Annotated in this window: 19 protein-coding genes and 1 pseudogene; 11 read left to right on the top strand and 9 right to left on the bottom strand. The window is 71.3% G+C overall.

Annotation, left to right across the window (positions count from 1 at the left end; genetic code table 11):
- The first annotated feature begins 6 nt into the window (after positions 1-6).
- A complete protein-coding gene (locus ABTX81_RS06000; protein ID WP_350541806.1) occupies positions 7-867 on the top strand; it encodes an alpha/beta hydrolase in 861 nt (286 codons plus the stop codon).
- Between the two features lie 275 nt (positions 868-1,142).
- On the top strand, positions 1,143-2,615 hold the full coding sequence (locus ABTX81_RS05995; protein ID WP_350541804.1) for an alpha/beta hydrolase: 1,473 nt from the start codon (positions 1,143-1,145) through the stop codon (positions 2,613-2,615).
- A gap of 109 nt (positions 2,616-2,724) precedes the next feature.
- Here the strand turns inward: ABTX81_RS05995 and ABTX81_RS05990 are convergent, their stop codons facing one another.
- From ABTX81_RS05990 to ABTX81_RS05980, 3 genes are all read right to left on the bottom strand, one after another.
- Entirely contained in the window at positions 2,725-3,132 is a 408-nt protein-coding gene (locus ABTX81_RS05990) for a nuclear transport factor 2 family protein (RefSeq protein WP_350541802.1), read from the bottom strand.
- A gap of 35 nt (positions 3,133-3,167) precedes the next feature.
- Positions 3,168-3,881 (bottom strand): SDR family NAD(P)-dependent oxidoreductase, encoded by a 714-nt coding sequence (locus ABTX81_RS05985; RefSeq protein WP_350541800.1) that lies wholly within the window; start codon positions 3,879-3,881, stop codon positions 3,168-3,170.
- A gap of 187 nt (positions 3,882-4,068) precedes the next feature.
- The gene (locus ABTX81_RS05980; RefSeq protein ID WP_350541798.1) at positions 4,069-5,001 is read right to left on the bottom strand and encodes a LysR family transcriptional regulator; all 933 of its coding nucleotides are present in this window, start codon (positions 4,999-5,001) and stop codon (positions 4,069-4,071) included.
- A 112-nt stretch (positions 5,002-5,113) separates the two neighbouring features.
- On the opposite strand from ABTX81_RS05980, the gene ABTX81_RS05975 reads away from it, so the two are divergent.
- From ABTX81_RS05975 to ABTX81_RS05950, 6 genes are all read left to right on the top strand, one after another.
- The gene (locus ABTX81_RS05975; protein WP_350541796.1) at positions 5,114-5,404 is read left to right on the top strand and encodes a muconolactone Delta-isomerase family protein; all 291 of its coding nucleotides are present in this window, start codon (positions 5,114-5,116) and stop codon (positions 5,402-5,404) included.
- Between the two features lie 126 nt (positions 5,405-5,530).
- Positions 5,531-6,487: an isoprenoid biosynthesis enzyme family protein gene (locus tag ABTX81_RS05970; protein WP_350541794.1), complete on the top strand. Its 957-nt coding sequence runs from the start codon at positions 5,531-5,533 to the stop codon at positions 6,485-6,487.
- An 11-nt stretch (positions 6,488-6,498) separates the two neighbouring features.
- Positions 6,499-7,845: a cytochrome P450 gene (locus ABTX81_RS05965; RefSeq protein ID WP_350541792.1), complete on the top strand. Its 1,347-nt coding sequence runs from the start codon at positions 6,499-6,501 to the stop codon at positions 7,843-7,845.
- On the top strand, positions 7,842-10,097 hold the full coding sequence (locus ABTX81_RS05960) for a haloacid dehalogenase-like hydrolase (protein WP_350541790.1): 2,256 nt from the start codon (positions 7,842-7,844) through the stop codon (positions 10,095-10,097). Before ABTX81_RS05965 ends, ABTX81_RS05960 begins: the two co-directional genes overlap by 4 nt.
- Before the next feature lie 188 nt (positions 10,098-10,285).
- Positions 10,286-11,146 (top strand): enoyl-CoA hydratase/isomerase family protein, encoded by an 861-nt coding sequence (locus ABTX81_RS05955; protein WP_350541788.1) that lies wholly within the window; start codon positions 10,286-10,288, stop codon positions 11,144-11,146.
- Positions 11,147-11,197: 51 nt separating this feature from the next.
- The gene (locus ABTX81_RS05950) at positions 11,198-11,767 is read left to right on the top strand and encodes a TetR/AcrR family transcriptional regulator (RefSeq protein WP_350541786.1); all 570 of its coding nucleotides are present in this window, start codon (positions 11,198-11,200) and stop codon (positions 11,765-11,767) included.
- Positions 11,768-11,953: 186 nt separating this feature from the next.
- Here ABTX81_RS05950 and ABTX81_RS05945 read toward each other — a convergent pair whose 3' ends face one another.
- Entirely contained in the window at positions 11,954-12,802 is an 849-nt protein-coding gene (locus ABTX81_RS05945; RefSeq protein WP_350541784.1) for an alpha/beta fold hydrolase, read from the bottom strand.
- A gap of 421 nt (positions 12,803-13,223) precedes the next feature.
- On the opposite strand from ABTX81_RS05945, the pseudogene ABTX81_RS05940 reads away from it, so the two are divergent.
- Positions 13,224-13,522 (top strand): annotated as a pseudogene (locus ABTX81_RS05940) (transposase); the annotation flags it as partial.
- Between the two features lie 338 nt (positions 13,523-13,860).
- Here the strand turns inward: ABTX81_RS05940 and ABTX81_RS05935 are convergent.
- The 3 genes from ABTX81_RS05935 to ABTX81_RS05925 form a co-directional block, all read right to left on the bottom strand.
- Complete coding sequence (locus ABTX81_RS05935) at positions 13,861-14,595, bottom strand: SDR family oxidoreductase (RefSeq protein WP_350541782.1); 735 nt, start codon at positions 14,593-14,595, stop codon at positions 13,861-13,863.
- 48 nt (positions 14,596-14,643) lie between these two features.
- Positions 14,644-15,309, bottom strand: a complete 666-nt coding sequence (locus tag ABTX81_RS05930) for a nitroreductase (protein WP_350541780.1) — start codon at positions 15,307-15,309, stop codon at positions 14,644-14,646.
- A 272-nt stretch (positions 15,310-15,581) separates the two neighbouring features.
- Positions 15,582-16,484 (bottom strand): MBL fold metallo-hydrolase, encoded by a 903-nt coding sequence (locus tag ABTX81_RS05925; RefSeq protein WP_350541778.1) that lies wholly within the window; start codon positions 16,482-16,484, stop codon positions 15,582-15,584.
- Positions 16,485-16,986: 502 nt separating this feature from the next.
- Between ABTX81_RS05925 and ABTX81_RS05920 the strand changes: the two genes are divergently transcribed.
- Positions 16,987-17,595 (top strand): DJ-1/PfpI family protein, encoded by a 609-nt coding sequence (locus tag ABTX81_RS05920; protein ID WP_350541776.1) that lies wholly within the window; start codon positions 16,987-16,989, stop codon positions 17,593-17,595.
- Between the two features lie 112 nt (positions 17,596-17,707).
- Here ABTX81_RS05920 and ABTX81_RS05915 read toward each other — a convergent pair whose 3' ends face one another.
- Positions 17,708-17,995, bottom strand: a complete 288-nt coding sequence (locus tag ABTX81_RS05915; protein ID WP_350541774.1) for a hypothetical protein — start codon at positions 17,993-17,995, stop codon at positions 17,708-17,710.
- A gap of 627 nt (positions 17,996-18,622) precedes the next feature.
- Between ABTX81_RS05915 and ABTX81_RS05910 the strand changes: the two genes are divergently transcribed.
- Positions 18,623-19,573 (top strand): DUF5655 domain-containing protein, encoded by a 951-nt coding sequence (locus ABTX81_RS05910; RefSeq protein ID WP_350541772.1) that lies wholly within the window; start codon positions 18,623-18,625, stop codon positions 19,571-19,573.
- An 84-nt stretch (positions 19,574-19,657) separates the two neighbouring features.
- Here the strand turns inward: ABTX81_RS05910 and ABTX81_RS05905 are convergent, their stop codons facing one another.
- On the bottom strand, positions 19,658-20,407 hold the full coding sequence (locus ABTX81_RS05905) for a DNA-methyltransferase (protein WP_350541770.1): 750 nt from the start codon (positions 20,405-20,407) through the stop codon (positions 19,658-19,660).
- Positions 20,408-20,864 lie beyond the last annotated feature (457 nt).

Genomic DNA, 20,864 nt, shown 5'->3' with positions numbered 1-20,864 from the left:
ACCGTCATGAACCAGCAGCTCGCCGCCGCCTACGTACCCGGCGCCCGTCCGGACGCCGAGACCGCCGTGTTCCTGCACGGGCTGGGCGGCTGGACCCACAACTGGGCCGCGCTGATCGACCGCCTCCGGGCGTCGGTGCACTGCCTGGCCCTCGACCTCCCCGGCTTCGGCCGCTCCGCTCCCCCGCCCGACGGCCGGGTCACCGTCGGGCGCCAGGCCGCGGCCGTTGCCGGCCACCTCGCGCGCGCAGGGCACCGCCGCGTCCACCTGGTCGGCAACTCCCTCGGCGGCCTGACCGCCCTCCACCTCGCCGACCGCCACCCGGAGCTGGTCGCCACGCTGACCCTCGTCTCTCCGGTCCTGCCCGCCCTCCCGCCGCTCCAGGCCCTGCGGATCGCCCTGCTCGGCCTGCCGGGCGCCTCCCGCCTGCACACCCGGCGGCTCGCCGCGCGCGGCCCCGACCGGGACCTCGACGACCTCTACACCCTGATCTACGCCGACCCGTCCCGCGTCGACGCCGCGCAGCGCGCCACCGAGGCCCGCGAACGGACGCGCCGGGCCGCGCTCCCCCATGCCCAGGACATGCTGGCCGAGGGCGTGCGCGCGGTCGTCCGCGCCCACCTGCGGCCCGGCGGGGCGTCACCCTGGCGCCAGGCCACCCGGGTGACCGCCCCCACCCTGCTCGTCTACGGCCGCGACGACCGCCTCGTCCCGTTCCGCACCGCGGCCCGGGCCTACGCCGCGTTCCCCGACGCCCGGCTGCTCACCCTGCCCGGCGTCGGCCACGTCGCCATGCAGGAACGCCCCGACGCCGTGGCGGCGGCCTTCCGCACCCTGATCGCCCGGTCCCCCGCCGCCCACCGGTGACTGTCGCACCGCCGGACCGTCCGGTTCCGGGGGCGCGCGGAGCCGGTGCACTCCTGCTCGTGTCGGGCAGCGCGAGGATCGGGAGGCGTGCCTACCGGTCGAACGGCCGTGGTCATCGGTACGCTCCTCGACACGACGCTTCCTGACGGGAAGCAGACTCCTTTGACGGTGGCTACCGCCCCGCGCGACACGGTCGGCAGCGACCGGGGCGGACGCCGGCGCCCCGGCGCTTTCGCCGCCGGCCACGGCGGAACAACAACTCAGGAGGGCATCGCATGGACAAGAAGGCCCTGCCGCTCGTCCTCGTGGGCGCCGCACTCGCCATGGTCGTGGCTGCCGGGGCAGCGGGGGCGAGCACGAACGCGGTGACGGCCACGCCGCGATCGTTGAAGTGGGGCCCGTGCCCGCCGGAGGCCGCCACGTCCCCCCGGCTTGAGTGCACGACGCTCGACGTACCGCTGGACTACCGCGATCCCGACGGCCGGCAGATCGAGATCGCCGTCTCCCGACTGGCGAGCGAGGCTCCTTCGAAGCGCCGCGGTGTGCTGCTGACCAACCCGGGCGGCCCCGGCAGCGCCGGGCTCGACTACCCGGCCCTGCTCGCCGGCGCCGGGCTGCCGGAGGACGTCCTCGACTCCTACGACGTGATCGGCTTCGACCCGCGCGGCATCGGCCGCAGCACGCCGGTCACCTGCGACCTGACACCGCAGCAGCGGGCACGCGGCAACTTCCCGCCGTACGCGCACACCTCGGCCGACGTCGCCCGGGAGGCGCCGTTCGCGCGGGCCGTCGCCGAACAGTGCGCCACGTCGCGGACCGCGTGGATGCTGCCGTACACCACCACCGCGAACACCGCGCGCGACATGGACCGGATCCGGGCGGCACTGGGCGAGCCGAAGGTCTCCTACCTCGGCGCCTCCTACGGCAGCTACCTCGGCGCGGTGTACACGACGCTGTTCCCCGCACGCGGCGACCGGATCGTGCTCGACAGCAACATGGGCCCCGACGGCTACGGCCTGGAGAACTTCCGCCTGCTCGGCCGCGGCATGGAGGACCGGTTCCCGGACTTCGCCGCGTACGCGGCCGCGCACCCCGAGTACGGCCTGGGCACCACACCGAAGCAGGTGAGCGCCAAGTTCTTCGAACTCGCGCAGCGGCTTGACGCCGAACCGGTCGGCGGCATCGACGGCAGCCTGTTCCGCGGGGTGACGTTCGAGCGCCTCTACGTCGAGGCCCTCCTGCCCACACTGGCCACGGAATGGCAGGCGCTGGACCAGGGCGAACCGCTTCCGACTTCCCCGCCGCCGATCCCGGAGAACTTCCTGGCCGGCCACCTGTACGTGACCTGCGGTGACTCGCGCTGGCCCGGCGAGGTCCGCGACTACCAGCGCAACGCCGCGATCGACCGGCTGAGGTACCCGATGCTCGGCGGGATCACCGGAAACATCAAGCCCTGCGCGTACTGGCCGGACAACCGGGTCGAGCCCCCGGTGCGGATCGGCGACCACGGCCCGTCGAACATCCTGATGGCGCAGAACGAACGCGACCCGGGGACACCACTGGTCGGTGCCCTGAAGCTGCGTCGGGCACTCGGGGCCCGGGCCACGATGGTGACCGTCGACCAGGGCGGACACGGCGTCTACCCGTTCGGCCGCAACATGTGCGCGAACACCGTCGTGACGGCGTTCCTGGCCGACGGGCAGCGCCCGGCCGAGGACCTCGCCTGCACGGCGGAGCCGAACAGGTGACGCGAGCGGACGGGTTCCCCGTGCGCGGCCGGCCGGACGGCCGCCTGCCGCCCCTTCGGGCGTGCGGCCGTCCCGGCGGTGTTCCTCCCGGACCGGGGAACCCCGGTCGTCACCGGTCGTCCGGGCCCCCGCCGGCGGCCTCCTGCTCCCTCCTGGAGACCTGGTAGAAGGCGATGGCCCAATCGGCGGCGGTCCGCTTCAGCAGCACACCGAGGTGGACGTGGATCGCAGGGCGGTCGATGAAGGAGAAGTCGGCGTTCAGGTAGCCGAGGACGAGGTCGTCGGCGAGGCGCCTGGTCTCCAGGACGCGGTACTCGGCGGTCATGCCCAGGGGCTGGGAGTCGTAGTAGGCGGCGATGCCGGGGCGTCCGACGCTGTAGGGGTGCAGGCCCTGGAAGACGGCGTCGTCGGTGAAGTGGGCGGCCGCCCGGTCGGGCTGGTGCTCGTCGACGGCGGCCTTCCAGCCGTCGAGGACGCCGCGCAGGATCGTCTCGCCGTCCGCGGTGCGCTGGCTCATAGCGTTTCTCCCGGGGGGGGGGCGGGTGCGGGTGGTCAGTGGCCGGCGCTCATGCCACCGTCGACGTGGAGGATCTCGCCGGTGACGAACGGCGCGTTCTCCAGGAAGACGACCGCCTCGACGATGTCGCCGATCTCGCCCAGGCGGCCGACGGGGTGCAGGCCGGCGAGGAACCGGTGGGTCTGCGGGTCGTGCATCGGGGTGCGGATGGTGCCCGGGGAGACGGCGTTGACGCGGATGCCGCGGGTCGCGTACTCGATGGCGAGGGACTTGGTGGCGGACTGCAGGCCGCCCTTGGTGAGCGAGGCGAGGACGGACGGGACGCGGGCGTCGGCGTTGTCGACCAGGCTGGTGGTGATGTTGACGATGTGTCCGCCGCCCTGGGCGAGCATCTGGCCGACGGCGAGCTGGGTGAGGCGGAAGAACCCGGCCAGGTTGATGCCGGTGACGGCGGCGAAGTCCTCGGCGGTGTAGTCCGTGAACGGCTTGGCGACGAACACGCCCGCGTTGTTGACCAGGGTGTCGACGCGGCCGAAGCGCTCGACGGCGGCGGAGATCACCCGTTCGGCGGTGGCCGGGTCCGCGATGTCGCCCCGGACGGCCAGGACGCCCGCGTCGTCGGCGGGGGCGATGGTGCGCGAGGTGGCGACGACCGCGTGGCCGAGCTTGCGGTAGGCCTCGACCAGGCCGGCGCCGATGCCTTGCGAGGCGCCCGTGATGACGGCGACCTTCTGAGCGTTCATGCCCATGACATACCTCCGGAGGGGTGACCGAGCGCGAGCTCGGCGGTTGGGGGGCGGGACTCCTCGACCTCGGCTTCCGCCGCCGGTCGACTCCTCGACGGTAGGCCGCATCCGGCGCGCGCAACAAGGCGAAACCGCCCCGGCGCCGCGACCGGCTTCCTCCCTGCTGGAAGGCCACGCCTCCCAGCCCTGCTCAGCGCCCCTCACGCGTCCCGGGGCGGTACGGGTCGCCGGCCGGCAGCCAGACCTCCCCGCCGCGCAGGCCGAGGTCTCCGACGCCGTCACAGAGCGCGTCGACCGCGGCCAGCACCGCGGCCCGCCGCTCGTCCGCGCGCCGCACCAGCGACCACGTCCAGTGGACCTCCGGCGCCACCACCGGGCGCCGCACCAGGTCCGGCGGCAGCGCCGAACCTTGTCCCTTGGGCGAGTTGACGACAGGTCGGCCGAGCCGGCGGACGTGGTCGAAGAACCCCGGGCCGGTCACCCCGCCGTCCGCGATCCGCTCCGCCCGCGCACCCGCCTCCCGCGCCAGCTCCTCGGCGAAGACGTTCCAGGACGCCCAGGAGGTGGCGTCCTCGTCCACCAGCACCACCGCCTCGCCCGCCCGCACCGCACCGGCGCCCGGCCCCGGGGACACGGCGTACAGCCGGTCCGCACCCACCAGCCGCGCCACCAGGCCCAACCGCTCCAGGTCCTCCTCCCGCACCCAGCACACCGCCAGGTCCAGACCCCCGTCCGCCACCCGCACGGCCTGGGTGTGCGAGGGCGCGACCCAGGCGTCCACGTGCACCCGCGCCACCGCCGCCGTCCGGGCGGACAGGTCCGGCGGCAGCCAGTTGACGTACCCCAGCCGCACGGGCTGCGCATCCGACAGCCGCCCGGCCCGCCGCCGCAGGTCCTCGGCCCGCTCCAGCAGGGCGCGCGCGTGCGGCAGCAGCGCGGTCCCCGCCGGCGTGAGCGCCACCGAACGCCGGTCCCGGTCGAACAGCACCACCCCGAGATCGCGCTCCAGCGCCTTGACCTGCTGGGACAGGGACGGCCCGGCGATCAGCAACCGGGCGGCGGCCCGGCCGAAGTTCAGCTCCTCGGCGACCGCGACGAAGTACCGCAACTGGCGCAACTCCACGCCCCCATGCTACGGCGGTAGGAGCCTGCGCCTACCAGCAACGAGCACACCGGTCGTGGCGCCGCACCGGCATCGGACGCACGATGGGCAGAGCGAGAAAGGAGCAGAACCCATGAACGAGTTCCTGGTCGAGATCACCACCACCGTGCCCGAGGGAACCACCCCCGAGGAGGTCGACCGCCGCCGGGCCGCCGAGGCCGCCCGCGCCCGCGAGCTGGCCGCCGCCGGCCACCTCACCCGCCTGTGGCGCCCGGTCGGCGAAGCCCGCAGCATCGGCATCTGGCGGGCCGCCGACGAGGACGAACTCCACGAGAAGATCCTGGGCACCCTCCCCCTGCGCCCCTGGATGACCATCACCGTGACCGCGCTCGAACCCCACCCCAACGACCCCGCACGGAAGTGAGGCCCAGTCGGCATTCGGCGTCGGCGCGTCCTCCTCCACGACTGTTTCCGGACATCCCGAATGCATGATCGGCCGTCCCGCCCGAAGGTTGATCATCCGCCGCGGGGAATGGGTAGCTTGTCGCGCATGCGAGAGATACCCGACGCTGGGCATCGGGAAATGGTGATGGAGGTCCTGAAGGAAGACTTCCTCGGGATCCCCGTCGCCGAGGCCGCGAAGTGCGTTCCGCGCATCGACCGGCCACAGGCCGAATTCTGCGCCATCACGATCGACAATGAGCTGCGGAACGCCGGATTCCACTGCCCACCCTCCCTGATTCACGACCTCGTGGCGATGCAGCAACTGCTGGTCCCCGCCCCCGACGATGCACTGGCATTGGCACTGGCGCGCGCATACGTCTTCTGGGTCCACCTGGACGACACATGCGGCCGCAGCAGGAGCGGCGTGCTGGACCTCTTCGCGGACATCGGGACCGGCCCGAGGCCGCCGGGCCGGCACGCGTCCCGCTTCAGCGACTACGCCGAGCTGGTGTTCGCCGACCTGGCGGGCTTCTGCAGCCCCGCGTTCCTGGGTATATACCGGTCATTCATCCACGAAGCGCTGACCGGCGTCCTCCTGGAGACGGAGTGCGGGACGGATCGTCATCGCTTTCTGGACACCGGATACATTCGCTCCCGGTCCGGATTCTGCGAGGCGTACGCCACGGCCCTGCAGTTCGTCGACCCTTGTATGGATTTCGTGGAAAACCTGGCCTTCTGGGGCGCCGCCATGGGCCAGCTCGTGGTGTTCCTCAACGACATCAACGATGTCCTCTCCTTCTACAAGGAGGCCCTTGACGGTCGGGATTTCACCGTCAGCAGCATCTACGGTGAATCGGTCCGGAACGGGATCCCTTACCGCGACGCCTATCGCGCGAAGCTCGACAGCGGCCTGCGTGCGCAACGGCGCATCATCGAGCTGGCCGGCCCCGAGCGGACACCGCATGTCGAGAACTACCTGCACGGGTACTGGTACTGGCACCTGCACGTCGACCGATACGGCTGGGGCGACCTGATCCCGGGCTTGGAGCGAATCGAAATCTGACAGGAGCCGCCATGGCCTCGGCCTCCGCACCAACCCCGCCCCGACCGCCGCTCGCCCCGCGCGCGCTGCCGATACTGGGGCACAGTCTCGCCCTGGTGAGCGATCCGCTGGCATGGCTCCGGGAGTGCGACAGCACCGAACCCGTACGCACCGTCAGAACCGGTACGCGCGAGGCGTTCCTGGTCTGCCACCCCGAACTCGTCCACCGCATGCTCGTCACCCACGTCGACGCCTTCGACAAGGGCGGACCGTTCTTCAGCCGGGTCAGGGAACTCCTCGGCGACGGTCTGGCGTCGGCCTCGCACAGCGATCACCAGAAGCAGCGGCGGATCGTCCAGCCCGCCTTCGCGTCCGACCATCTCGCACGCTACGAACAGGCCTTCCGCGAGGAGTCCGAGGCGCTGACGGCGTCGTGGCAGCCGGGCGAGACCGTCGATCTCCTGGCCGACGCACAGGCGATGATGACGAGGGTGCTGTGCCGGACCGTCGTCCCCGGCATCGAATCCGCCGAAGCCGCGCTGATCGCCGCGCAGTTCCCGGTGCTGATCGCCGGACTCTTCACCCGGACCGTCGTCCCGTACCGCTGGATCAACAGCCTGCCGACACCCGGCAACCGCCGGTTCTCCCGCGCTCGTGACGGGGTGTGGGCCGCGGCCGACCGCATCGTGGCCGCCGCACGCACGGACCCCGAGGCCGAGGGAATGCTCGCCGCTCTCGTCGCCGCCAGTGCCGACAACCCCGACCTGGCGATCACCGACGAGAACCTCCGCCACCAGATAGGCACGTTCTTCCTGGCGGGCATCGAGACCACCGCAAGCCTCGTCGCCTGGACGTTCTTCCTCCTGACCGGGCACCCCGCCGTCGAGCAGCGGCTGTACGGGGAGATCGATGCGGCGCCCGAAGCCTCCACCCGCCGACCCGGAGGACTCCGCGGCCTTCCCCACCTGCGCAACGTGCTCACCGAGGCGCTGCGCCTCTACCCGCCGGTCCCCATGCTCACCCGGGCCTCCACCGCGCAGGTGACCCTGGACCGCTACACGTTCCCGCCCGGGACGGACTTCTACTTCAGCGCCTACCAGCTCCAGCACGACGAATCCGTCTTCGCGGAGGCCGAACGCTTCCTCCCCGACCGCTGGAACGCCCCACCGACCGCCGCCCAGCGCCAGGCGTTCATCCCGTTCGTCGCGGGGAAGCGCAAGTGCATCGGGGACACCTTCGCCCTGACCGCCGCCACCCATCTGGTCGCCGCCATCTGCACGCGCTGGCGCCTGCGCGCTCGCCCCGGGAGCACCGTCCGGCCCGTGATGCGTGCCAGCCTCACCCCCGCCGGCCTGCGCCTGATCGCCGAAGCACGATGACCGACGACTCCCTACACCGGCCCGGCGTGCGCCTCGCGGTGCTGGACGTGGACGGCACGCTGCTGCCGCAGAGCCCCGGAGCCGAACTGCCGGGCAGGCTGGCGGCCGCACGGCTGGTCCGGGACGACGGGTGGCAAGCACTGTCGGACTTCCTGAGCACCCTGCCGGAGGGCGCCTTGGAACAGTCGGCGACCGCGGCAACGGCCTACTCCCTGTTCGGAGCCATGCTGAAGGGAGCGTCGGCGGCCGCGGTCGAGCAGGTGACGGCCCGGCTCTGGGCGTCACGCCGCGATCAGGTGTTCGCGTTCGCCCACCCCTTGGTACAGACCCTCCGCGCCCGGGGATTCGTCCCGGCACTGGTGTCCGTCGGCCCGCACGGGCTCGTCGCCGCACTGGCACGGGAACTGGGCATCGCCCTGTACCGGGGCACCCGGCTGGACGTCGCAACCGGCCGCTGCACGGGCCGGGTCCAGGACGTGGCGGGCCGAAAGCCCGAGGTGGCGGAGGAACTCGTGGCCGAGGCCGGGGACGGCACGGTCGACTGGCCCGGATCGCTCGCGATCGGGAACTCCCTCGCCGACGCCCGGCTCCTGGAACGCGTCGGCACCCCGTTGGCCTTCGAACCGACCCCGGCGCTGCGGAGCCGCGCGCAGGCACGTGGATGGCCCGTGGTGGACCGCACCACGCTGCTCCCCCGCCTGCGCCGGCCGGGCCTGCGACCGGCCACCCGGCCAGAGCGGAACCTCGACGACGGACCCGCCGCCGGGGCCCGCGCACGGCTGGTGGAACACGTCAGCCGTCAGGTCGGTGCCGACGGCGCGGTGGCCGGCCGCTGCCGCAGCCGGGTCATCGAGTCTGCGCTGATGCTGGAACTGCTCCGCCGGGAGGACGCCGAACCCCTCGCGCGCCGGAATCTGACCGGCTTCCTGACCCGGGCGGCCTCGGCACCCGCCGCCGGCCCGACGGGCGAGTTCGACACCGCCCTCGTCGCGGCCGTCCTGGACGGCAGGCCGGTCCGTGAGCCGGCCGCGCTGATCCGACGCGTCCTGGAGGGATTCGAGCACGGCACCTCGGCCCGCAAGACCGCGGCCCTGCACGCGATCCTCGCCGTCACCGGCGCCGCTCCCTGGCCCCGCCCCCTCACCGTCCCGCACGACACGGCGACCGAGGCCGGCTGGACCCGGCTGCTGCTCGCCGCGCTGGCCGTGCTCGCCGAGCCGCACGCCCCGGCCCCCTCCTCCCCCGCCGCGACCCGGCTGCTGGGGCTGCTGGAATCGCGGCCGGACGCCGTGTGGGAGCAGAACGTCCTCGCGCACCTGGTCGCCCTCCTGGCCGTCCACCGGATCCGGCCCGGCCACCCCGTCGTGCGCCGCGGCATCGCCGCGCTGCTGGCCTGCCGCAACACCGACGGCGGACTGCCGTTCATCGCCGCGGAGGAGGTGTTCTGCACCGCCACCGCCGGGCTGGCCCTCGCACGGTCCGGCGCCGCCGACCCGGCGCTGCTGCGCACGATGGGCGACCAGCTGGCCGGGCTCCAGGCCCCGGCCGGCGGCTGGGGCTACGCCCGCGGTGTCACGCAGACGGACGCGGACGACACCGCCTACGCGATGCAGTTCCTGCACACGCTCGACCCCGCGCGCTACCGCGAACCCCTCACCCGGGCCCGCGCCCACCTCGCCACGCTGCCCGGCCCGGACGGCGGTGTGCCCACCTTCCTGCCCGGCGGGCCGTCCGAAGCCGCCATGACCGCCGCCACGATCACCGCCCTCGCCCCCTACCACCGCCATCACCGGGAACTCCTCACCCGCGCCACCGCCCACCTCCTCTCCGCACAACACCCCGACGGCACCTACGAACGCAGCTGGAGCCTCGCCGAAGCCAACGCCGTGTTCCGCGCGCACCTGGCCCTGCGCACCGCACAACGCCTGAACACCGGCCCCGCGAACCGCACGGCCGAAGCGATCCGCCGCACGCACGAAAGGCTGATCCGGACCCAGCACCCGGACGGCGGCTGGGGCCACACGCCCGAGCGCCCCAGCGACGCCACGAGCACCGCGTACAGCCTGATCGCGCTGGCCGACTCCGGCCACACCACGGCGTGCGCCCGCGCCGTGGCCCACCTCGTCGAACGACAGGATCCGGATGGGGGCTTCACCGACATCACCGACCAGGCGGCCCCTCGTCCCCTGCCCTACGCCGTCCCCGTCCTCACCGGCAACTTCGTCCTCCTCGCCCTGAGCTGCATGCCATGACCGGCCCGGCCCCTGATCCGGCCGCGCGACCCTCGAACGGCACTGCGCGTCGCCCCGCCGCCGTCGGCCGTCGGAGCGCCGCTCAAATATGACCGGCCGTCTTGATAAGTTCAAGGAACTCCGCCGCGGGCTCGCGCGGCGGCTCCGGGCCACAACTGCCCGGCGTCCGTGAACCGTTGGGAGTCAACATGGGCTTCGACCACCCCTCGATCCGCACCCGATCGGAAGGCGGTGTCCTGTTCGCCACCCTCGACGCCGGCCCGCTCAACCTGATCGGCGTCGACCTGGTCCGCGACCTGGCCGGGCTCATCGACACGCTGTACACGGACGTCAGCGACGTGCGGGTCGTCGTCTTCGACAGCGCCTCCCCCGAGTACTTCTCGGCACATGTGGACCTTGCGGCCGTTCCGCAGTACACCGCCGAGGCCGCGAAGGCCGGCGGCCCGGGCGACGCCTCGCTCGGCATGCTCCTGCACAGGCTGGCGCGGGTCCCGGTGATCACCATCGCCAAGGTGCGCGGTCGGGCCCGCGGCGGCGGCAACGAGCTGGCCCTGGCCTGCGACATGGTCTTCGCCTCTCGACAGAACGCGGTCTTCGGGCAGTTCGAGGTCGGCACCGGCGCCCTGCCCGGCGCCGGCGGCATCCAGCACCTGACCCGGCGGCTGGGCCGGGCGCGGGCCGTCGAGGCCATCGTGGGCGCGGAGGACTTCGACGCGGACCTCGCCGAGCGATACGGCTGGATCAACCGCGCCCTGCCCGACGACGAGCTGGACGGCTTCGTCGAGCGACTGGCCCAGCGCATCGCCGGCTTCCCGCCCGAGGGGGTCAGGGCCGCCAAGCGCGCCATCGGCGATCTCACGCTGGCGGACCCCGCGCAGGTCCGCTCCGACGCCGCCGTCTTCCAGAGCCTCGTCGCCCTGCCGCAGACGCGCGAGCGCCTGGACCGTCTCTCGCGCCGGGGCCTCCAGACACCCGGCGACCTTGAGGCCGACCTGGGCAAGGCCGTGGGACGGCTCCCCCACCGGCCCGACGCCGGAAGCACTGCTTGACAAATCGAAAGACGACCGGCCATATTGCAAGCAGTAGAAGGAGTGTGCACCATGCCGCGACCCAGCATGCGCGAACACCTGATCGAAGCCGCGCACGATCGCTTCCACGAGTACGGCTTCAACGGCATCGGCATCAAGGACATCACCGACACCGCCGGCACGCCGAAGGGTTCATTCTACAACCACTTCGACAGCAAGGAGGCCATGGCCGTCGAGGTCATGCGCCGCTACGCCGACTCGCGCGGCATGGACATGCTCGCCGACAAGTCCGTACCTCCCGTCGAGCGCATCCGCGAACACTTCGCCTACCTGATGGCGGACTTGGAGCGGTACGACTACGCCCGGGGCTGCATGTTCGGCAACTTCGGGGTGGAGCTGTCCACACAGAGCCCCGCGATCCGGGACGAGGTGGGCGACCGGCTCGGGCGGTGGGCCTCCGCGCTCGCCTCGGCGCTGGACGAGGCCCGCGCGGCCGGGACTCTGGCAAGCGACGTGGACAGCTCGGCCCTGGCCCGATTCCTGGTGAGCGCGTGGGAGGGGGCGTCCATGCAGGCGAAGGTCGTCCGCGGCAGCGCACCGCTGGACGACTTCTTCACCGTGTTCGATTCGCTGACCACCTGACCCGGCGACCGGCACCGGAGACGGACGCCGGCCGCCCCCGGATCGGTTCTGCGGAACGTCGACGGCCGAGCCGATGACCTCGGGGCCGAAGCAGTCGGGAACGGGCCGGGCCGGCAGCACGGATCAATGGACGCCCCGAGGGGACGGCCCCAGGTGAGGCGCGCACGGCCTCCCGTGGGGCGGCGCCTAGTTCGCCCGCCACCACCGGGTGATGACGTCGGCGTAGTCGTCGGCGTTCTCCTCCCAGGCGAAGTGGCCGGCGTCGATGATGTCGAGCCTGCTGTGGGGCAGGTTCGCGTGGAGGTACTCGGCGTTCTCCGGCGGCACGACCGCGTCGTCGCGTCCGGCGAGAATCTGGACCGGCGTCTCCAGAGTGGGCAGCAGTTCGCGCAGGACCGGCAGCTCGGCCGGATAGGCGCGGACGTAGGGCAACTGCTCGACGAAACGCTGACCGACATAGGAGGCGAGGTAGTCCTCCCGCACCACATCCGGCAGCCGGTAGCCGTTGATGGTCTGGATCGCGACGGTGACGGCCGCCTTGGCGCCCATGGCCCGGTACGGGGCCAGGTCCTCGGCCAGCACCCAGTCCTTCAGGGGGTTTCCCAGCGCCAGGGGGACGGCCGTCCCGCCCGTGCCCACGACCAGGGTCCGGAACCGGCCGGGATGCCGCGCGGCGGCGAACAAGGACGCGGCCGTACCGATGTCCGGGCCCACGACATGCGGGCTCACCAGTCCGAACTCATCGGCGATCCGGACGATGAACTCGCCCATCGCCGTGGGCGAGAGCAGGTCGGCGCGGAGCTCGGAGTGCCCGAACCCCGGCAGGTCCACCGCGACCAGGCGAGCGTACCGGGCCAGCTTCGACCAGGTCGCGTCATAGGAGTAGAGGCTCTCCGGCCAGGGGCTCAGCAGCAGCGCCTCGCGCTCGTGCGGCTCGTCGCTCTCGGCATACCTGATCGACAGCCCGTCGATCGTGCGGAACCTGGGCTTGATCTCGGTCATCGCGTTGCCCTTCCTCTGTTGCGTTCTAGGCATCCAGCAAATCTAAGATGACCGGTCATATTCACTCTGTCAACCCTGGCACGAATGAGCCCGTGGCCGATGGGGCCTCGGGCGCCCCGCCGAGGCGGATCGCAATCGCCACCGCCCCGGAGACCGAAGCCCATCGACACAACGCCCGCCCCGGCCTCAGCCGAGCCGCACGGCAGCACGACCGGCCGCCGGCCCGACCGGCCCCGCCGGAGAAGCCACCGGCCCGAACCCGGCTGCGGCCGTCGCCGATCGCACTGATCATTGCCGCTACCTCCACCGGCAAGCCGGCAAGCCCCTCAGCACCTTCCTCGGCGCGGCGGGCACCCCCGTCCCCACCCCGCTGCGTGCCCAAGGCCTGTCCGATAGTTGATCTTGTGGCGGATCGAGATGAGCTGACGGACACGGCGTGGGGGCGGAAAGAGCCGCCCTCGGCCGGTCGCGAGGAGGACTGACCACCAAGCTCCACCTCGCCGTCGACGGGCGGGGCACTTCGCTGTCGATCGTGCTCACCCCGGGCAACGTCAACGACACCACCGCGTTCGCGGACGTCCTCGACGGGTTCCGGGTCGCACGCGCCGACACAGGCCGCCCACGCACGACACCGGACCGCGCGCTGGGCGACAGGGCCTGCTCCGGCGCCGGGGCATCGCCATAACGATCCCCGAACGCCTCGACCAGGCGGCCGACCGACGACGCCGAGGGCGTACCGGCGGCCATCCACCCACCGGTGCGAGGCCTCCTTGCATGCTGGTGTCGTCGCCGTGTGTGACAGCGGCGGGATCGCGCCTGCCACGATAGGTGCCCGTTCACGGCGCCGAGACCGTCGCCGACCTGGTCGAGATCCTGCCGGGTGGGCCGAGCACCGAGTCGACCGTCGAGTCCGTCAACGGACGTGCCGGCCCGGCCGTGCACCACGGACGCCGTGCCATCGCGGTGATCGGCTTCGAAGTGGCCAGGGCAGCGTCACCAGCCTGTGGATCGTGCTCAACCCGGCCAAAATGCACGACTGGCATCGTCCACTGACGGGCCCGGGCGAACATCCGCCGCGCGGGCCCGTCGGGTCAGCGCGCGAGCCAGTCCTGATAGGCAGTCCCGGCGATGACGGCGCCGTCCTTGGCGATGAGGGCCTTGCCCCGGGCGGCGGCGAACATACCGGCCGTGTCGTCGGTGACGACGGTGCGGTGGTCGCCGTGGGCGACGAGAGTGATCCTGCCCAGTTCGTCGAGCCGGAAGACCTCGGGGCCGGCAACGTTACGGGTGCCCCGCAGCGGGACACCCACGCTGACGTCGGCCACGGCCTGGGCGACGTCAGCCGAGGCCATCGGCTGGACGAGCGTGGGGGGCAGGCGGACGCTGTGCTCGTCGGAGGTCCAGGACAGCGCCGGGTCGATGAACTCGAAGAACTGCGTGGCGCGGACAATCGAGTACGGCACGGGGCCGGCCTTGAGGATATCCTCCTGCAGCACCTTGGCGCGGTAGTACACCAGGTCCGGCACCAAGTCGGCGCCCACGATCGAGAGGATGACCGCGTGGCCGACGCCGGCGGCCTCGGCGGCTGTCAGCAGGTTGTCCATGGTCTGCTGGAAGAACGCGGGTGAGGCTTCGTCGAAGGTCGGCGAGTTCGTCACGTTGACGACGACGTCGGCGCCGTTCAGTGCCTCCGCCAGGCCCTCCCCGCTGAGCAGGTCCAGACCGGTGGACGGAGAATGCGGCACTGCCTCGTGCCCGTTCGCCTTGAGGATCGTGACGACCTGCGATCCGATCAGCCCGGTCCCACCGATGACTGCGATCTTCATTTCTTCACCCTTTCTTGCCGACTTTTTTTAGGAGTAGAGCAACGGCTTCTACACCTCGACGAATCCGACCGTCTCGTCGAGCGGCGCCCGGCCGGTACGGGGGTGACTTACCGTGACATCCTCGAATCCGATCGACATTCCGCAGAAGAGGATCAGTTCGTCCGGCGGTGACAGGATCTCGGCGACGGTCCCGTGAAACTTCGCCCACGCCATCTGCGCGCAACTGTGAAGCCCTTCGGCGCGCAGCAGCAGCATCACGGTCTGCAGATACATGCCAAGGTCGGACCACTGGGGTCGACCCAGGTCGCGGTCGACGTAGCAGAACAGGGCGGCGGGTGCACCGAAGCAGTTCCAGTTCTCGGACGCGGCCCTCTGTCGCGCCTCCACGTCCTCGCGCGAGATGCCGAGCGCGCCGTAGCGCTGCTTGCCGAAATCGGATCGGCGCTCGTGGTACGGGGATTTCAGTGTGGGCGGGTACATCTCGTACTCCGGCTCGTCCCAGGGATCGCCCGCGGCGAGGCGCTCGCCTGCGCGCTTCTTGAGCGCTGCCAGCGGGGCGCCGGTCAGCAGGTAGGCGTGCCACGGCTGGAGGTTCGATCCGGATGGCGCCCAAGCCGCCGCGGACAGCACGCGCGTCAGTACCTCCCTCGGGACTGGTCGGTCGGTGAATCCACGAACCGCCCGTCGGCTCATGACTGCCTCGTAGACGTCCAAAGTCTCCTACCTTCCGAGCGGATCAGCATGTCCGCCGGCTGCTGGGAAGTCCTGTTCCTGGCTGGCCGTCTCGTGCGGCGGACTGCCGCAGCACGTGGTGGAGCGCGGCCTCTTCTGTTGCGGTCAGGGGCGAGGCGCGCGATGATCCCGCCGCGGTGCGACTTCCTCCGCACTGACGGGGACGCGCATCGGCAGCCCTGCCCGGGTACTCATCCGCCGAGGGCCGCCTCGCCCCGGTGCCGGATCGGGATGTCGGCTCCGGCCGGAGTCGGTCAGTAGTCCCAGACGGCCGGCACGAAACGGAAGGCGTCGCCGGCGACCGCCACGTGGCAGACGGACGGGAACGGCACGTGGGCCGCCAGCAATTGTTCGCCGGTCGCCGCCATCTCTGTCAGGAGACGGACCCGGACGCGGGCCGATTCCTCGGGGTCGTGCTCGAAGCCGTTGTACCAGCCGGGTTTGTCGAACCCGCACTGGAACACGGCGTCGCCGACGAATGTGAGCCGGTCGCCGCCGGACTCCAGGCGGACGATGCTGTGGCCGGGGGTGTGGCCGCCGGTACGAACGACCCTCACTCCTGGCGCCACCTCGTGCTCCTTCTCGAACGGCTCGAGCCGGCCGCGGTACAGCTCCAGGAACTTCGAGGCGGTCGTACGCAGTACCTTCGGCACCGCTTCCGGCATGGCGGTGCGGGAGAAGTCGGGCGCTTCCCAGAACTCGGCCTCGGCGGACGCCAGGTGGACCCGCAGGTTCGTGCGCAGCCGGCCCCTCAACCCCTCGACGAGCAGCCCGCCGATGTGGTCCATGTGCAGGTGGGTGAGTACCACGTCGGTCACGGATGCCGGATCGATCCCGGCCGCGTCGAGTCGCATGGCCAACTGCCCGGCCCGCGGGAAGCCGGGGAATTCCGTCCCCAGCCCGGAATCGATGAGGATGGTTCGGCCACCGCTGCGGACGACGGCCACATTCACCGGATAGACGAGCATCTCCGGCAGGAAGTTCTCGCCGAGCCAGGCGGACAGGTCGGCCTCGGCGGCGTTGGTGGCCAACGTCTCGGCCGCAATCTGCAGTGTTCCGTCGCTGATCACCATCACATCGATGTCGCCGACCTTCAGCGCATAGCGGGACGGCACCAGTTCGCCGTGCACCGGCGAGTCCGGGTGTGTGGGCTTCATGGTGTTCTCCTCGTGAAGAGCGTCGACCGAAGCACCGACGGCGCCATGGGGTACGCCGTCCTGTCATTCCCTATGACCGGACAGCAGCCCGATCCGTGACAGCCGCTGTGGCCCTCGCCCCCGCCCCGCCCTCACGATCACATCCGGGGTCGGCCCAAGCGATTCCGCGACGCGGAGACATCGGTGATGTCTCGCTGACACGCTCAGTAGCAGTGTCGGTGTCGGAGTCAGGTGGGTCAACTCGCGACGGTTGAATACCCGAGCCCACCAGTACCTCGGCCGGTCTACGGCCACACCCCTCGGGCACCGCGGTCGACACGCCGGACGCGCTGCTGTTCGCGGCCCGTACGGGGGTGCGCGCCCTGGAGCGAGGAGGTACCACTGGAGGAGACTGTTCAGGTGGTGGCGAAGGCGGCCTCGGGCCGAGTGCGGTTCCGCATGGTCGTCACCACCGGCGGCTGAATGGCCTCCGCCATCCGGCGCCCGACACGAAGGAGCCGAGATGCAGGTAGCAGTGGTCACGTTCGACGGGTTCAACGAGCTCGACAGCTTCATCGCCTCAGCCCTGATCAACCGGTGCCGGGAGGACGGCCTGGAGGCCTTCATCACGACGCCGACACCGGTGATCAGGTCGATGAACGGCGTGGAGGTGACCGGTCAGCGCCCGATCGAGTTCGCGGCCGAGGCCGACGCCGTGCTGATCGGCAGCGGTATCCGGACCCGCGACGTGGTCGCGGACGACCGGCTGATCTCGATGCTGCCGCTCGACCCCACGCGGCAGTTGATCGGCTCGCAGTGCTCCGGCGCGCTGGTCCTGGCCCGTCTCGGGCTCCTGGCCGGCATGCCGGCCTGCACGGACCGCACCAGCCGCCCCTTCGTCGAGGCCGGCGGCCTCACCGTGCTCGACGCGCCCTTCCACGCCGAGGGCAACATCGCCACCGCCGGTGGCTGCCTGGCCTCCCAGTACCTCGCCACCTGGGTCATCACCCGCACCCTCGGCGAGGGCGCCGCCCGCGACGTCCTCGACTACGTCGCCCCCGTCGGCGAGAACCGGGAGACCGTCGACCGCGCCCTGCACGCCATCCGCACCGGCCGGCCGGCCCTCCGCTGACCGGCACCCCCGTGAACGTCCTCACCACGGCGGCTCGCACGGTCACCCACACGTCCGGTGCCTCGGTCCCTTCGCCCCCGAGCCGCCGGGTTGGATAGGGACTGCGGTCAGGTCACGCGTAGTGCCGCCACCACAGGTTCCACATCCCGTCCGACGACCGCTGGGCGCAGTAGTAGTACTGGACGCCGTCACCGTAGGGGTTGCCGTACGTGTTCTGGTTCTCCTGCTGCGCAACCCAGTTGCACGTGGACTGCGAGACGTACGCGGCCCCCGTGTAGTCGTTGACGATGGACACGCTCGGTGCCGCCGAGGCGGACCCCTCCCCCGCCACGACCAGGCCGGCCGTCGCGGCCCCGGCCAGGAAGACGGCAGCCGACGCCCGCTTGATTCGATCGTTCAACAATGTGCTGATCCCCTCGGTTCGGCAGCTGGTTCAGGAGCTGACGCGCGAGCTGGACACGAATGGCGTCAGCCAGGTGTGCATGCCCGACCTCGGCTCGGCGAAACCATCCTCCTCGAAGGTGCCCCTCGTGGCGCCGAAGCCGAGTTGGCGGCCGAACAGTGCGGCGATCTCGTCATTCTGGCAAGTCCCGGCGCTTCCTGACCTCCCGTCGTGCCGCCACGGTGCCGCGAGTGCGACACGGGACAACTACCACCGAGATGGTGAGGGTGTGTCAAGGGCACCCCCGCGCCCACCTGGTTCAGCCGGGAGCTCACAGGGACAACCAACCCCGCTCTCAGAGGCCACAATGTCCAACCGCAAGCACCCACGCACTACTCGACGCGGTCTTCAGTGCGAGCGCCGTCGCGACGGGCTGGTTCGAGCCGCTGTCGTGGCATTCTCGACCACCGCGCCCGCAGCCCTGGTCGGCCTCACCGTACGGCTTCTCCATCTCCGATGACCGGAGGCCGGGCAATCGGCACAGGCCAACCCAGGGTGGTTCAGCCAAGGAACCCGATCCTATCCGGAATAGCACGCTCCTCTTCATGATTGACCTATCCGTATGGTCACAGGAAGGGGGCGAGGGTGACCGACCTGAAGGTGTTCCGGCGGAACGCCGGCGGCCGTGAGGTCGAGCTGCGGGGCTCGACGGTGACACGGGAGCGCGATCTGCAGCGGCGGGTCGAGGAGGCGCTGGAGGCGATGCTGGGGGTGCGGCTCCTGGCCTCGGAGTATCCGACCGGGCCGTGGCACCAGGGGCGGATCGACACGCTTGGCCTGGACGAGAACGACACCCCGGTGGTGATCGAGTTCAAGCGAGGTCGCGACGCCGGGGTGATCACGCAGGCGACGTCCTACCTGGTCTGGTTGACGGCCCACCGGCACGAGTTCGAGGCGCTGGTGTGCAGACAGCTGGGGTCCGAGGCGGCGGAGGCGGTCGACTGGCGCCGGCCCCGGGTGATCTGCGTGGCGGGCGAGTTCTCCCGCCACGACCGGGCTGCCGCATCCCTCCACCAGCGGGATCGCCGGGTCGACCTCGTGCGGTACCGGCTCTTCGGCCCCGACTTGCTGACACTGCAGTTGGTCGAGACGGTTCCCGGGTTCGCCGGGTCGGCACAGTCGGCACCGTCGGTGCCGACCGAGCCGGTCGTCGAGGTCGACCGCACGCCGGAGGGGGCGGGGGCGCCGGCGAACGAGCAGGTGGCGGTGCCCGAGTGCCTGCGGGAGCTGTACCGCGAGCTGGACGAGGCGCTGACCGCGGCCGGCGAGCTGGAGGTGGTACCACTCAAGCACTACATCGCCTACAAGCGGCTGCTGAACGTGGCCTCCGTGATCTTCCGCTCGTCGCCGTCGCACCGGGCGATTCTGCTGTACCTGCGGCTGGACCCCGACACGGTGGAGCTGGAGGAAGGCTTCACGCGGAACGTGCGCAACAAGGGCCACCTTGGTACGGGCGACCTGGAGGTGCGCATCGCCTCGTCGGAAGACGTCGAGAAGGCGGTGCCGCTGATCCGGCGGGCGGTCGAGGAGTCCTAACCCGAGTGGAAGGGGCGGCTGGAGCCTGGTGCTCCGGCCGCCCCTTTACGTCTACAGCCGGTCGGCCGGGTGGTCTCGGTCATGTCACATCTCCGGCCCGGCGAGTTCGAAGTCGTCCTGGGACAGCTCTGCCCGCAGCCGCCGCTCGGCGATCTCGGCGTAGTGCGGTGAGAGTTCGACGCCGACGAAGCGCCGGCCTTCGCGCAGGGCGGCAATGCCGGTCGATCCGCTGCCGGTGAAGGGGTCGAGGACGGTGCCGTCCTCGGGGCAGATCCGGACGAGCTGCTGCATGACCTCCAGCGGCTTCTGAGTGATGTGGACCCGGTCCTTGCGAGGCTGGCTGGCCGTGAAGTGGCCTGGCAGGTAGAGGTCCCGGGTGTTGTCGAGGGTGCCCTTGACGCCCCAGGTGATGAACTCGGCGGACTGCTTGAAGCCGCCCTTCCTCGGCCGGCTGGCGGGCTTGATCCACGGGATGGTGCCCTGCCAGGTCCACCCGGCCATCTGGAGAGCGTCGACTGTGGTGGGCTCCTGCCTCCAGTCGGTGAAGACCATCGCGACGGCGTGCTCGGTGCTCGCCCGGTAAGCCTCGGTGAGCAGTTCGGTGAGCCAGGAGCGGTAGGAGCGCTGGTCGCGGTTCTCTCCGGGGAAGGTCTTCAGGTCGTGGGCGGAATTGGACGTCACGTACTTGGCGCGGGCGTCGCGGCCGGTGCGCTCGGAGCTGGTGCGCCCACCGCTGTTGTACGGCGGGTCAGTGATGACCGCGTTGACGGACTCGTCGGGCAGGGTCTTCAGCACGGTGAGGGCATCGCCTCGGTGGAGGGTGAAGCGGCTCATGGTGGCCTTCCTCGGAGCAGGGTGAACCCGCTCCGGGCGGCGCCCTGCGGCAGCCGCGGGGAGCGGGGATGCAGGGGAAGGTAGTCGCGATCGGCGGCCGTGCCTAACGGGCGGCGTTGCGTATTCCCGCTGGTCCGGCGTTGTTTGGTGCGGCCGGGATCGGGCTCTACTGTCTCGCCATGCCAACCGGGCAGCGGGCCAAGCCGGCCGCATCCGACGCGTTGGTCTGTCGTGTCCCCCGTCTGGTGGGCCTGCGGCTTCTCCCCTTGCGCATTCCGAGGAGCGATTCGTGTTCCGCCTGAGATTACGAGCGCGGCCGGCTGCCGCGCGTGACCCGAGACCGGCGTCCGGGAGCTACCAACTCCTCTGACCCGGGCCCGCCCTGAGAGGCGGATTCACCACCGGTGCGGTGCCGGCGACTTCTTCGCACGAGGGGCCGGCACCGCGTCTCCTACGA

Origin of the sequence: Kitasatospora sp. NPDC097605 (genome assembly GCF_040302725.1) — a bacterium.
In the GTDB taxonomy this organism is placed as follows: domain Bacteria; phylum Actinomycetota; class Actinomycetes; order Streptomycetales; family Streptomycetaceae; genus Kitasatospora.
The sequence above is the reverse complement of the archived record's forward strand: the minus strand, read 5'-3'. Positions and strand labels throughout refer to the sequence as shown.

Coding starts and splice junctions, on each gene's coding strand:
- ABTX81_RS05965 (WP_350541792.1), top strand. CDS start 6,499: ATGGCCTCGGCCTCCGCACCAACCCCGCCCCGACCGCCGCTCGCCCCG.
- ABTX81_RS05960 (WP_350541790.1), top strand. CDS start 7,842: ATGACCGACGACTCCCTACACCGGCCCGGCGTGCGCCTCGCGGTGCTG.
- ABTX81_RS05985 (WP_350541800.1), bottom strand. CDS start 3,881: ATGGGCATGAACGCTCAGAAGGTCGCCGTCATCACGGGCGCCTCGCAA.
- ABTX81_RS05970 (WP_350541794.1), top strand. CDS start 5,531: ATGCGAGAGATACCCGACGCTGGGCATCGGGAAATGGTGATGGAGGTC.
- ABTX81_RS05975 (WP_350541796.1), top strand. CDS start 5,114: ATGAACGAGTTCCTGGTCGAGATCACCACCACCGTGCCCGAGGGAACC.
- ABTX81_RS05955 (WP_350541788.1), top strand. CDS start 10,286: ATGGGCTTCGACCACCCCTCGATCCGCACCCGATCGGAAGGCGGTGTC.
- ABTX81_RS05925 (WP_350541778.1), bottom strand. CDS start 16,484: ATGAAGCCCACACACCCGGACTCGCCGGTGCACGGCGAACTGGTGCCG.
- ABTX81_RS05935 (WP_350541782.1), bottom strand. CDS start 14,595: ATGAAGATCGCAGTCATCGGTGGGACCGGGCTGATCGGATCGCAGGTC.
- ABTX81_RS06000 (WP_350541806.1), top strand. CDS start 7: ATGAACCAGCAGCTCGCCGCCGCCTACGTACCCGGCGCCCGTCCGGAC.
- ABTX81_RS05920 (WP_350541776.1), top strand. CDS start 16,987: ATGCAGGTAGCAGTGGTCACGTTCGACGGGTTCAACGAGCTCGACAGC.
- ABTX81_RS05945 (WP_350541784.1), bottom strand. CDS start 12,802: ATGCCTAGAACGCAACAGAGGAAGGGCAACGCGATGACCGAGATCAAG.
- ABTX81_RS05950 (WP_350541786.1), top strand. CDS start 11,198: ATGCCGCGACCCAGCATGCGCGAACACCTGATCGAAGCCGCGCACGAT.
- ABTX81_RS05995 (WP_350541804.1), top strand. CDS start 1,143: ATGGACAAGAAGGCCCTGCCGCTCGTCCTCGTGGGCGCCGCACTCGCC.
- ABTX81_RS05990 (WP_350541802.1), bottom strand. CDS start 3,132: ATGAGCCAGCGCACCGCGGACGGCGAGACGATCCTGCGCGGCGTCCTC.
- ABTX81_RS05905 (WP_350541770.1), bottom strand. CDS start 20,407: ATGAGCCGCTTCACCCTCCACCGAGGCGATGCCCTCACCGTGCTGAAG.